Genomic DNA, 11,750 nt, shown 5'->3' with positions numbered 1-11,750 from the left:
GCCCGCCGGCCGCCGCACGTCGCCCGCCGGCCCCGTCACTCGATGCCCCGGGCGATCCGCAGCGCCATCGCCATGATGGTGAGCTGCGGGTTCACCTCGGGGCACGTCGGCAGCACGGACGCGTCCGCGACGTGCACGCCGCGCACGCCGCGCAGCCGCCCGTACGGGTCGACGGGCGCGGCGGCCTCGTCCACGCCGAGCCTGGCCGTGCCGGTCGGATGGAACCCGGCCAGGTGCAGGTCGGCGCGCGAGGCCGCCGCGACCGCCCGGACGAGCTGCTCCTCGTCCCGGACGACGGGGTCGCGGGCCAGCCCGGTCAGCACCTCCTCCGCCCCGGCGGCGAACAGGACCCGCCCCATCGCGACCATCGCGCGGCGCAGCCGCCCGGCGCTCTCGCGGGTCAGGTCGTAGCGGAGCAGCGGGCGGCGCCGCGCGCCGTGCACCCGGCCGGACGGGGCGTCCGCGATCATCGCGCCGAGCACGGCGAGGTCGCGCGCGCCGTCCAGCTCGCCGCGCAGGCCGCGGCCGAGGCCGGGCAGCGGGAACGAGGTCATGCCCGGCGGCGCGGCGGTCGCCTCGATGAGGATGCCGTCGCCGTGCAGCTCCTCGATGCCGACGCTCTGCATGACCCCCGTCCACGACTCCACCGGCTCGGCGAAGCGTCCGGCCACGTTCGTCGCGGGGTGGACGGCCATGCCGCGCCCCAGTTCCGGATGCCCGCCGAGGCCCGAGCGCCGCAGCAGCGGGGGCGTCTGCGTGGCGCCCGCCGCGACGACCACGCGCGGCGTGAGGATCTCGAAGGACGTGCCGTCCGGGCGGCGCGCCCGCACGCCGGTCGCGGTCCCGCGCTCGACCAGGATCCGCTCGGCCCGCGCATGGGTCACGATGCGCGCTCCGGCCTCGCACGCCTGCGGGAGCGCGTTGAGGTGCACGCCGTACTTGGCGTTGTGCGGGCACCCCACGGCGCACTGGGCGCTGCCCCTGCAGCCCGGCGCGTTGCGGCGCAGCGGCGCGGCCCGCCAGCCGAGCCGTTCGGCGCCCGCGAGCGCGAGCCGCCCGTTGCGGCCGAGCGGCCCGGCGGGCTGCCGCGCGACGCGCAGCGTGGCCTCGACCTCGTCGAGGTCCGCGGCGAAGTCCGCCACGGGGACGCCGAGGGACGTCCAGCGGCGCAGCACGCGGTCGGGCGTCCGGTAGCAGGTGCCGCTGTTCACGACGGTCGTCCCGCCGACCGCGCGGCCCTCGGGCAGCAGCACGGGCGGGCGGCCGAGCGCCACCGCCGCGCCGCCGTCCCGGTACAGGTCGAGGAACCGCTCCAGCGGCGGGCGCTCCCGGAACTCGGCGGCGGTGAACCGCCGCCCCTCCTCCAGGACCACCACCGACATGCCGCGCCTGGCCAGGGTCCGCGCCGCCATCGCGCCGCCCGCGCCGGACCCGATCACGACGGCGTCGGCGGTCGCGCAGGCCGGCCAGCCGGCGGACGGCGTGCAGTCGAGCGGGGCGTCGGGGCGGACGGGCTCGCCGGGCTCCGGCGGCCCGGGCAGCAGCCCGGTCCCGGCCGCCAGCAGCAGCGGGATCTTCATCGTCTCGGCGATCCGGGCGGTGGACGCGCGCGAGGCCAGCAGCGCGCAGAGCGCGTCCCGCCGGCCGGCGTCGAGCCGGTCCAGGGGCCGGCCGGTGGTGAGGCGCGACAGCGCGTCCAGCGTGCCGGCGCCCGCGGCCAGCCCGAGCCGCGCGGGACCGGGCAGCGCGTGCACGATGGCCTCGGCGCCCGCGGTGACCCGCGCCAGCTCGTCCTCGTCGTCGATGCCGAGCAGCACCGAGATCGTCCCCGCCATGGCGCTCATCGCAGCCCCACCTCCGCGTGGCCGGTGCCGTCCAGCCGCCACTCGCGCTCGGTCGCCCAGGAGCGCCCCGACCGGCGCGCCAGCGTGATCCGCACGTCCGCGCGCTCGGTGTTGTGGCAGACCGCCGGGGCGCCGTCGGGATCGGCGTAGTCGACCGCGACGGTCTCCTCAGGCCGCTGCGCGACCTCGACGCGCAGCAGCCGGTCCCCGATCCGGCCCCGGACCGTCCAGGCCGGGAGGCCGATGTCGGCGCGCAGCCGGAGCGCCGCGAGCAGCGGGTCGCCGGAGGGCAGGTCCCGCCCGTCCACCCGCAGCCGCACGAACGGGAGCGGGGGCAGCCGGTCCAGGCCCGGCCGCGTCGAGACCGCGGCCACGATCTCGCACACGTCGCCGCCGCCGAGGTCGGCGTGCAGCCACGCCCACCGGCGCGCGTTGCCGTGCCCGTAGATGCGGGCGGACGCGCCCGGCGCGCCCTCCAGCTCCAGGACCCGGTCGCCGAAGCGCACCGCGCCGCCGTAGACCGCCGCCGGCTTCGGGACGATCTGCGCCGCCGGCAGCAGCTCCCGCTCCCACGCCCAGCGCGGGAACGTGTGGATCGGCCGCCCGCCGCCGGACTCGCGCAGGTCCCACGTGATCGGCCCGGCCGTCCCGGTGAGCCGGTCGTCGGTCTGCACGACGGGCCCGGCGGCGAACAGGGCGTCCTCGGGGCGGGTCCACTCCTCCGGACCGAACCGCGCGAGCACCGGGCGCTCGCCGGGCGGGAACACCGCCGCCCAGCCGTGTGCGCGCGCACCGCCGCCGTCCGGCGCCACCAGCTCGTGGTGGAGCCACACCCCGGTGCCGGTCGCCGGGTCGGTCAGCGTCGTGTACCAGACCTCCAGCCGCCCGGGCCGGCCCCGCCACCGCGACCGCATCGGGTCGTCCCGCCGCGCCGGGACGCGGAAGCTCGCGAGGAACGCCGCGAGGTCCCGCCGCAGGCGGAACCGCAGCCGCGCCTCGCCGACCACCTTCCCGTCCTCGTCGGTCACGGTGGCCGGCAGCGACGTCATCGAGCGGACGGGCCGGCCCGCGGACACCGACTTCCAGCCGTCCAGGTGCAGGCGGCGCCCGTCGCCGGCGGTGAAGTCCAGGGTGTAGCGGATCCGGCGGGCGGCGAGCGGCGCGACGCGGAGCCGGCCGGACGCCTCCGGGTCGTCCGCCCAGTCCGGCACCGCGACCCGTCCCGCCAGGGCGCCCTCGGCGTCGCCCCACGGGCGCAGGACCCCGGGCAGGTCGGCGGCCAGCTCCAGCCGCATCGGCCGCGCCCGGTCCTCCCCGGAGAGCCGCAGCTCGCCCTCCATGACCTCGCTGAACGTCGTGCGCCTGGCGCTCATCGCGCACCCCTCGTCATGATCGCCTCGGTCTCGGTGAAGTAGGCGTCGGCCGCCTCGCGCGTCCGGTCCGGGTCGCCGTCGCACAGCGCGTCGATCAGCGGCGTGAGCCGGTCCGCGGCCGTGCCGGGGTCGGCGAACGCGTGCGCGAACCCCTCCCGGACGGCCAGGTAGGCGTTCAGCAGCGCGTTCACCATGAACCCGTACACCCGGTTCCCGGTCGCGCCGCCGATGACGCGGTGGATCTCGCACTCGGCGAGCTGCGCCGCGTCCGCGTCCGGCGCGTTCCGGACCTCCTCGGCCAGGTCCCGCAGCAGGGCGCGCTGCCCGGGCGTCGCGTGCTCCGCCGCCCGCGCCGCCACCCGCGCGCCGACCTCGCGCCGGACCTCGAAGATCTCCGCCATCCAGGCGGGGCCGACCGTGCGGGCCAGCATCGGCAGCAGCTCGGGGCCGCCGAGCCGCTCGTAGTCGCGGACGCGCGTCCCCACGCCGTGCCGCGTCTCCAGCAGCCCGGCCTGCGCGAGCCGCACGATCGCGTGCTTCAGCGACGTGCGCGTCACCTCGTACCCGGCGGCCAGTTCCCGCTCGGGCGGCAGGTAGGAGCCGGGCGGGTACCGGCCGCTGAGCACGTCGTCGCGCAGCCGGTCGACGAGCGAGTCCACGACGGTGTCGCGGGGGATCGGCGAGGACGGCACGGAACCTCCTGTGGCTGAGTGGCTCAGCCACTGGACCACAAGGGAGGTCCCGGCGTCAAGACCGTGGCAAGGTGGGACGGGCGACACGGAAGGGGACGCACAGATGCTCGGCACGCTCGACTGGGGCCCGGCGGACGAACGGCTCGACCTCCTCGCGGCGCCCGTGGCCGCCGCTATCGGCGCGGTACCGGACGCCGAGGTCGCCGAGATCGACCCCGAGCTCGCCGACACCGCCGCGTTCTGCGAGCGCTACGAGGTGCCCTTGGACGCCGGCGCCAACTGCGTGGTCGTCGCCGCCAAGCGCGGCGGCCAGGTCTCCTACGCGGCCTGCATGGTCCTCGCCACCGGCCGCGCCGACGTGAACGGCGTCGTCCGCAGGCGCCTCGGGGCCCGGAAGGTCTCGTTCGCGCCGATGGCGGACGCGACCTCGCTGACCGGCATGGAGTACGGCGGCATCACCCCCGTCGGCCTCCCCGGGGGCTGGCCGGTGCTGGTGGACGAGGCCGTCGCCGCCGCACCGCGCGTCGTCATCGGCAGCGGCCTCCGCAAGTCGAAGATCCTCCTGCCCGGCAAGGCGCTCACCGGGCTCCCGGGAGCCGAACTCCTCGCCCTGGCGCGGTGAGCGGCGCGCTGCGCCGGGCGCTGGCCGACCCGGGGCCGCGCCCGCTTCCGGACGCGGCCGTCCGCCTGCTGACCGCCGCCGGCGCGCCGCCGCGCCTCGCCGCGCACCTGCGCGCCGTCCACGACGTGGCCGCCGACCTGGTCGCCTGGGCCGGCGAGCGCCATCCGGCGGCGGCCGTGGACGCGGAGGCCGTCCTGTTCGGCGCCGCCACGCACGACATCGGCAAGGCGCTGCATCCCGCGGAGCTGTCCGGTCCGGGCTCGGCGCACGAGCGGGCCGGGCACGCCCTGCTGCGCGAGCACGGCGTGCCCGAGCGCCTCGCGCGCTTCGCCCGCACCCACGCGTCCTGGGACGCCCCCGGCACCGGCATCGACGACCTCCTCGTCAGCCTGGCCGACAAGATCTGGAAGGGCAAACGGGTCCCCGGCCTCGAACAGCGGATCGTGGACGTGCTCGCCGCCGCGTCCGGCGAGGAGGCGTGGCGGGTCTTCATGGAGCTCGACGACGTCTGCGACCGCCTCGCCGCGGGAGCCGACGCGCGGCTGGCCTTCCAGGCCGCCTATCCGGTCGAGTCGACGGCGTAGCGGACGCCGCCGGCGGCTCTGGCGCGGTTGAGGAGGCGGCGGTTGGCGGCGAGCATGTCAGGGACGGACGCGCAGCCGGGGGAGGCCGTGCGCAGCACGCTGAACAGGACCGGGTCGTCCGGCGCCGCCAGCATCGGGACGTGGCCGACCCGGAGCGCCTTCACCAGGATGACGCCGCTCAGGCCCAGCTCCGCCGGGGACGTCTCGGCGAGCGTCGACTCGATCACGGCGGCCGCGCGGGCCATGGGCAGGAACACCATGGCCCACGGGTGCGGACGCGCCCATTCGCCGAGCGCGACCAGCTCCGCGACGTCGGGGCGCATCCGGTCGGCGAAGTCGAGGTAGGCCAGGGTCTCGGTCTCCGCGGTGCCGGGCGGCGGCTCGGCCCCGTCCCCGTACAGGACGGCCTTGGCCTCGAAGCGCCAGCCGCCGTCCGCGGGCCTGACCCGGCCCGAGATGTGATCGGCCGTGACCTCGCGCTGGACGCGCAGCAGGTCGCTCGCGTCCCGGCACGGGATCGTGCAGGAGAGGACCCGCTCGGGCGCCGGGACGAGCCGCAGCGCCGCTCCCGTGATGACCCCGTGCCGGCCGAGCCCGCCGCGGACGGCGTCGAAGAGGCCGGACCGGACGGCGGGGGAGCAGGTCACCTGCGCGCCGTCCACGACGACGTCCAGCGAGAGCACGTTGTCGGCCTGCGTGCCGTGCACGTGGGACGTCCCGCCGATGCCGCCCGCGGAGATCGTCCCGCCGGCCGTCACGTCCAGGTGGTCGGTCAGGACGGGCGGGGCCAGGCCGTGCGGCAGCGTCGCGGCGAGGACCTCGCGCCAGGTCGTCCCGGCGGCGACGGACGCGTGCCGCTCGCCGACCTCGCGGACGCCCGCGAGCCCGCGCATGTCGAGGGAGACGCCCGCGGTCAGCGACTGCCCGGAGGCGGAGTGCCCGAGGCCGCGCGGGACCGCGTCCAGCCCGTCCGCGGCGGCCGCGCGGACGGCCTCCGCCACCTCCGCCGCGGACCCCGGGCGGACGACCCGCGCGGGCGAGCGTTCGACGATGCCCCCGAAATCGCGCATGGGCGCCGGTCAGCGGCCGCGGAGGCGGTCGGCCACGCGGCTGAGCGCGTCGCCGAGCAGCTCGATCTCCGCCGGGGTCAGCACGTCGATGAGCGTCTCGCGGACGACGCGGCGGTGCCCGGGCCGGACGCGGTCGAGGGCGGCGGCGCCGTCGTCGGTCAGTTCCGCCCACACCGAACGGCGGTCGGTGGCGCAGCCCGACCGCTTGACGAACCCGGCCCGTTCGAGCTGGGTGACCTGGTAGGTCAGCCGGCTCTTCGACACCATCACCTCCCGCGCCAGGTCCGACATGCGCAGCCTGCGTTCCGGGGCGGAGCGCAGTTTCACCAGCACCTCGAATTCGGCGTGGGACAGCCCGCCGTCCCGCTTGAGCTGCCGCTCGATCTCGTGGTCGACCAGGTGCCCCGCCGCGAGGAAGGCCATCCAGGCGCGCAGCTCGTGCGGCTCCAGTGCGTCCCCGGCATCGTTCACGTGGGTGATTCTAGTTGGCATGAAAACACCCTTGAAGTTTCTAAATGGTCTGAATTTGAATCATCTTGCTAGCGTTCTGCTAGTTCGCTTTTGAACCTTCCAGTGGAGGAGACGAGGTATGCTCCCACCCCGCCGCCATCCCGCCCTGCCCGACGCCGGCCTGCTCCTCGGCAGGCTCGCCGTCGGCGCCGTCTTCGTCGCGCACGGCTGGCAGAAGCTCACCGACGAGGGCCACGCGGCCGTCGCCCGCTCGTTCGACCACCTGGGCATCCCGCTGCCGGGCCTGGCGGCCGTCTACGGCACCTGGGTCGAGCTGCTCGGCGGCGCCGCGCTGATCGCCGGGGTCCTGGTGCCCCTCGCCGGCGTCCTCATCGCCCTCGACATGGCGGGGGCGTTCTACTACGTGCACATGGGCAAGGGGCTGTTCAACCAGGAGGGCGGCTATGAGTACGTGATGGTCCTCGGCGTCGTCTGCCTCCTGCTCGCCTTCACGGGCGGCGGCCGCTTCTCCCTCGACGCGCTCGTGCGGGGCCGCCGCCGCGGCGCGTCCGAACCCGGACGGCAGTCCGTCCCCGCCTGACGCTCCCCGCCCGCTCGATCGACCGGGGCCGGGCCTCGCCGCCCCGAGGCCCGGCCCGTCAGCCCGGCCCGTCAATGTGATCTGGGTAACTTTTCCGCCCGCTCCGCGGGTGCCGTGACCGCCGTCTCGACACCGGTCACCTGGCGGGAAAGGAATATGGCCCGCTCCAATCCCGCGGGATCGTCCTCCCCGGCCCCTGACATCCGCCTTTTCAACCTCCTGCTCCTTAGCGTCGAAGTGACAAGATGTTCCCGATGACCGTTTTTGGGCATGAGTGATCGCTGAGGGTTTCCTGGAGAGGCGGGTCGCAGGTGTCGCGCGGTAGTGAGTTCGTAGTGGTGGCCAACCGGCTTCCGGTCGACCGGATCGTCGGGGACGACGGCGTCCCCCGCTGGCGGCGCAGCCCGGGGGGCCTGGTCAGCGCCATCGCCCCGGTGATGCGGCGGCGGCAGGGCACGTGGATCGGGTGGACCGGTGCGCCGGACGAGGAGATCGAGCCGTTCGAAGAGGACGGCATGGAGCTCCACCCCATCACCCAGTCCGCGCAGGAGGTCGAGCTCTACTACGAGGGCTTCTCCAACGCGACGCTATGGCCGCTCTACCACGACGTCGTGGCCCCGCCCGTGTACGACCGTGCGATGTGGGACGCCTACGTCCGCGTGAACAAGCGGTTCGCGGAGGCGGCGGCGGAGGTCGCGGCCAAGGGGGCGGTCGTCTGGGTGCAGGACTACCAGCTCCAGCTCGTCCCGTCGATGCTCCGGGAGCTGCGCCCCGACCTGCGCATCGGCTTCTTCCTGCACATCCCGTTCCCGCCGGTCGAGCTGTTCTGGCAGCTGCCGTGGCGGCGGCGGATCCTGGAGGGCCTGCTCGGCGCCGACCTGGTCGGCTTCCAGCTGCCCGGCGCCGCGGCCAACTTCGTGCGGCTCTGCCGGCGGCTGCTGGACGCCCGCTACGTCAAGCAGGACGTCTTCTGGAACGACCGCGTCGTGCGCGCCCGCGCGTTCCCGATCTCCGTGGACGTGGGCGAGCTGAACGACCTGGTCGGGCGGCCGGACGTCCAGGAGCGGGCGCAGGAGATCCGCGCCGACCTCGGCGACGCGACGATCCTGCTGGGTGTCGACCGGCTCGACTACACCAAGGGCATCACGCAGCGGCTGCAGGCGTTCGGGGAGCTGTTCGAGGACGGCCACCTCAAGCCGGGCCAGGGCGTGTTCGTGCAGATCGCCACGCCGAGCCGGGAGCGGGTCGAGCAGTACCAGCTGCTGCGCGAGGAGATCGAGCAGCTGGTCGGGCGCATCAATGGCGAGCACGGCGAGATCGGGTTTCCGGTCGTGCACTATCTGCACACCTCGTATGACCGCGCCGAGCTGGCCGCGCTCTACCTCGCCGCGGACGTGATGGTGGTGACCCCGCTGCGGGACGGCATGAACCTGGTCGCCAAGGAGTACGTGGCCTGCCGCAAGGACCTGCGCGGCACGCTGGTGCTGAGCGAGTTCACCGGCGCGGCGGCCGAGCTGAAGCGCGGCGCGTTCCAGGTCAACCCGTACGACATCGACGGGCTCAAGGGCACGCTGCTGGCGGCGCTGAACGCCGAGCCGGCCGACCAGGCGCGGCGGATGCGCGCGATGCGCCGCCGCGTGATCGAGAACGACGTGGACCGCTGGGCCCACGCGTTCCTCAGCGAGCTGGAGCGTCCGGAGCGGTCCCGCTCCGCTGAGCAGGCTCCGCCCCTGCCGGCGGGCTGACCCGCAGGTCGAAGGCCGCCCAGACGGCCTTGCCCCCGGTGGCGAGCCGCGCCCAGCCCCACGCGTCGCTGATCGCGCCGACCACGACCAGGCCGCGGCCGCCCTCCACGAAGCGGTCGGGCTCGGCCGGCGCCGGCTCGGGCGCGCGGGCCGACGGGTCCGTCACCGACACGACGAGCCGCCGCGGGTGCCCGACCAGCACGACCTGGATCGGGCACAGCGGCAGCGGCTGGGGCAGCCCCTCCAGGCCGTGCCGCAGCGCGTTCGTCACCAGCTCCGACACGGCCACGACCACGTCGCCGGCGTCGCCGGAGAGGCCCCACTCGTCCAGCGTGGCCTGGGTGAACTCGCGCGCCGACCGGGGTGCGGTGATCTCCGCGGGGAGCACCCGGCGCGCGGTGCGCGGGGTGCCGGCGTGCGGCGTCGGCCACAGCCCCGCCAGGCCGGGCACGGCGACCGGGACGCTCGCGCGGGGGTTCGCTGGGGCGTTCGGACCGGGCGGCGTCGGCGCCGCATCCGGCCAGGGCGCGTGCACCGCGGCGGCGGCGTGCCGCGGGCGGCCGCCCCCCATGGCGGCGGGGGCCGCGACTTCGTCTGCCTGGTCAACGGTCATGGTCGAACCTCTGAGGCGTGCGGAGTGGTCACCGGCGAGCGTTCGCTATCTTGCTCCCCAAGTCGTGCAGATGCAAGACCGTCTGCATGAACGAATGCAAGAACGAATGCACGTGCATCTCGTACCATTGTGTGGGGTGGGGCGAGATCGCGGTCTCCCCACGGGGAGACCAAGACGCCTAGAGGGGGCAGACATGGACGGCCACCACATGTCGGACGTCCGGCGCACCGGGCTCGTCTGGCAGAAGAGCCGGCGGAGCAACCCGTCCGGGAACTGCGTCGAGATGGCCGAACTCCCCAGCGGGGAGATCGCCGTGCGCAACTCCCGGGACCCCGAGGGAGCGATCCTCGTCTACACGCGCGAGGAGGTCGAGGCCTTCGTGGGCGGAGCAAAGGACGGTGACTTCGACCACATTCTCGTCTGACGCACCACCCGGCGGCGCAAAACCGAATCCCATTCCATTCCGCCGCCGAGCCCGGTAGGTTGCGGCCATGCACCTGGGGCAAATCGCAGCTCAGACGCCCGACAAGCCCGCCGTCGTCATGGCGGGCTCCGGGCGGGTCGTCACTTTCCGGGAACTGAACGAGGAGTCCAACCGGCTCGCGCAGCTGCTCCGCGCGGAGGGGCTGCGCCCGGGGGACCACATCGCGTTCATGCTGGAGAACCATCCGCTCTACCTGGCCATAGCCTGGGCCGCCCAGCGGTCCGGGCTCTACTACACCGCCATCAGCTCGCGGCTCCAGCACGAGGAGCTCGCCTACATCGCGGGCAACTGCGAGGCCAAGGTCTTCATCACCAGCGCGTCGATGGAGGCCGCCGCGCAGAACCCGCCGGACGTGCCGCTGCGCCTCATGCTCGGCGGCACGGCACCCGGCTACGAGTCCTACGAGGAGCGCGTGGCCCGGTACCCGTCCACGCCGATCGAGGACGAGTGCGAGGGCATGGACATGCTCTACTCGTCCGGCACGACCGGCCGCCCCAAGGGGGTGAAGCCGCCGCTGTCCAAGGCGCCGATGGGCGAGGCCGGCCCGCTCTACATGCTCATCTCGCACCTGTTCGCGGCGGACGCCGACTCGGTGTACCTGTCGCCGGCGCCGCTCTACCACGCCGCGCCGCTGCGCTACTCGCTCGTCTTCCACCGGCTCGGCGCCACCGTCGTCGTGATGGAGAAGTTCGACCCGGAGAAGGCCCTCGCGACCATCGAGAAGTACCGCGTCACGCACAGCCAGTGGGTGCCGACCATGTTCATCCGGATGCTCAAGCTCCCGGACGAGACCCGCGCCCGCTACGACGTGTCGTCGCTGGCCTGCGCCGTCCACGCCGCCGCGCCCTGCCCCATCCCGGTCAAGGAGCGGATGATCGAATGGTGGGGCCCGATCCTGCACGAGTACTACGCGGGCACCGAGGGCAACTGCTTCGTCTACACCAACTCCGAGGACTGGCTGACCCACAAGGGCACCGTCGGGCGCTGCATCCTGGGCGAGGTCCACGTCTGCGACGAGGAGGGCAACGAGCTGCCCCCGGGCGAACCGGGAACCCTGTACTTCGGCAACGGCCCCACGTTCGAGTACCACGAGGACGAGGAGAAGACCGCCGCCTCGCGCGACCCGAAGGGCCGCGGCTGGTCGACCCTCGGCGACGTCGGCTACGTCGACGAGGACGGCTTCATCTACCTCACCGACCGCCGCGCCTACATGATCATCAGCGGCGGTGTGAACATCTACCCGCAAGAGGCCGAGAACGTCCTCGCGGTGCACCCCAAGGTCGCCGACGTCGCCGTCTTCGGCGTCCCCGACGCGGAGATGGGGGAGGCGGTGAAGGCCGTCGTCCAGCCCCTGTCCATGGACGACGCCGGCCCGGAGCTGGAGGCCGAGCTGATCGCGTACTGCCGCGACCATCTCGCGCACTACAAGTGCCCGCGCTCGGTCGACTTCCGCCCCGAACTGCCGCGCCACCCCACCGGGAAGCTCTACAAGCGGCTGCTGAAGGACGAGTACTGGGGCGACAAGCGCCCTGCGACCGCCTGAGAGCGCCCAGGACGGCGAAACCCCGGCCGGGTCCCGCTCGGGATCCGGCCGGGGCGTGGAACGCGCCAGAGGCGCTCTGGCGGCTGGGCCCGGTGCATCGGCCCAGCGGCCCGGCCCAGCGGCCCGGCC

12 protein-coding genes are annotated in these 11,750 nt (G+C 74.7%); 6 read left to right on the top strand and 6 right to left on the bottom strand.

Annotated elements, in window-relative coordinates; all coding sequences use genetic code 11:
* Positions 1 to 35: 35 nt before the first annotated feature.
* Genes ACIWVC_RS26680 through ACIWVC_RS26670 form a run of 3 tightly spaced genes read right to left on the bottom strand, consistent with a single transcriptional unit; the run spans position 36 to position 3,909 of the window.
* Positions 36 to 1,844: a GMC family oxidoreductase N-terminal domain-containing protein gene (locus tag ACIWVC_RS26680; protein WP_396449194.1), complete on the bottom strand. Its 1,809-nt coding sequence runs from the start codon at positions 1,842 to 1,844 to the stop codon at positions 36 to 38.
* Positions 1,841 to 3,217, bottom strand: a complete 1,377-nt coding sequence (locus ACIWVC_RS26675) for a hypothetical protein (RefSeq protein ID WP_396449195.1) — start codon at positions 3,215 to 3,217, stop codon at positions 1,841 to 1,843. Before ACIWVC_RS26675 ends, ACIWVC_RS26680 begins: the two co-directional genes overlap by 4 nt.
* Positions 3,214 to 3,909 (bottom strand): FadR/GntR family transcriptional regulator, encoded by a 696-nt coding sequence (locus ACIWVC_RS26670; RefSeq protein WP_396449196.1) that lies wholly within the window; start codon positions 3,907 to 3,909, stop codon positions 3,214 to 3,216. The genes ACIWVC_RS26675 and ACIWVC_RS26670 overlap by 4 nt, the downstream gene beginning before the upstream one ends.
* Before the next feature lie 103 nt (positions 3,910 to 4,012).
* On the opposite strand from ACIWVC_RS26670, the gene ACIWVC_RS26665 reads away from it, so the two are divergent.
* Both ACIWVC_RS26665 and ACIWVC_RS26660 read left to right on the top strand, forming a co-directional pair.
* Complete coding sequence (locus ACIWVC_RS26665) at positions 4,013 to 4,531, top strand: YbaK/EbsC family protein (protein WP_396449197.1); 519 nt, start codon at positions 4,013 to 4,015, stop codon at positions 4,529 to 4,531.
* Positions 4,528 to 5,115 carry an HD domain-containing protein gene (locus ACIWVC_RS26660; protein WP_396449198.1) on the top strand — a complete coding sequence of 196 codons (588 nt, stop codon included), beginning with the start codon at positions 4,528 to 4,530 and terminating at the stop codon, positions 5,113 to 5,115. The genes ACIWVC_RS26665 and ACIWVC_RS26660 overlap by 4 nt, the downstream gene beginning before the upstream one ends.
* On the opposite strand, the gene ACIWVC_RS26655 is transcribed toward ACIWVC_RS26660, so the two are convergent.
* Entirely contained in the window at positions 5,091 to 6,185 is a 1,095-nt protein-coding gene (locus ACIWVC_RS26655; RefSeq protein ID WP_396449199.1) for an FAD-binding protein, read from the bottom strand. The two genes, ACIWVC_RS26660 and ACIWVC_RS26655, sit on opposite strands and share 25 nt — an antisense overlap.
* A 9-nt stretch (positions 6,186 to 6,194) precedes the next feature.
* On the bottom strand, positions 6,195 to 6,656 hold the full coding sequence (locus ACIWVC_RS26650; protein ID WP_396449200.1) for a MarR family winged helix-turn-helix transcriptional regulator: 462 nt from the start codon (positions 6,654 to 6,656) through the stop codon (positions 6,195 to 6,197).
* A gap of 118 nt (positions 6,657 to 6,774) precedes the next feature.
* Between ACIWVC_RS26650 and ACIWVC_RS26645 the strand changes: the two genes are divergently transcribed.
* Both ACIWVC_RS26645 and ACIWVC_RS26640 read left to right on the top strand, forming a co-directional pair.
* Complete coding sequence (locus tag ACIWVC_RS26645) at positions 6,775 to 7,236, top strand: DoxX family protein (protein ID WP_396449201.1); 462 nt, start codon at positions 6,775 to 6,777, stop codon at positions 7,234 to 7,236.
* A 311-nt stretch (positions 7,237 to 7,547) separates the two neighbouring features.
* Entirely contained in the window at positions 7,548 to 8,981 is a 1,434-nt protein-coding gene (locus ACIWVC_RS26640) for a trehalose-6-phosphate synthase (protein WP_396449202.1), read from the top strand.
* Here ACIWVC_RS26640 and ACIWVC_RS26635 read toward each other — a convergent pair.
* Positions 8,914 to 9,594, bottom strand: coding sequence for an ATP-binding protein (locus tag ACIWVC_RS26635; protein WP_396449203.1), 681 nt, complete (start codon positions 9,592 to 9,594; stop codon positions 8,914 to 8,916). The two genes, ACIWVC_RS26640 and ACIWVC_RS26635, sit on opposite strands and share 68 nt — an antisense overlap.
* A gap of 193 nt (positions 9,595 to 9,787) precedes the next feature.
* Between ACIWVC_RS26635 and ACIWVC_RS26630 the strand changes: the two genes are divergently transcribed.
* A complete protein-coding gene (locus ACIWVC_RS26630) occupies positions 9,788 to 10,018 on the top strand; it encodes a DUF397 domain-containing protein (RefSeq protein WP_396449204.1) in 231 nt (76 codons plus the stop codon).
* Positions 10,019 to 10,085: 67 nt separating this feature from the next.
* A complete protein-coding gene (locus ACIWVC_RS26625) occupies positions 10,086 to 11,621 on the top strand; it encodes an AMP-binding protein (RefSeq protein ID WP_396449205.1) in 1,536 nt (511 codons plus the stop codon).
* Positions 11,622 to 11,750: the final 129 nt, after the last annotated feature.

Source organism: Actinomadura sp., from assembly GCF_044508335.1.
Classification (GTDB): Bacteria; Actinomycetota; Actinomycetes; order Streptosporangiales; family Streptosporangiaceae; genus Spirillospora.
Note: the sequence above shows the minus strand (reverse complement) of the source record. Positions and strands in the feature narration are given on the sequence as shown.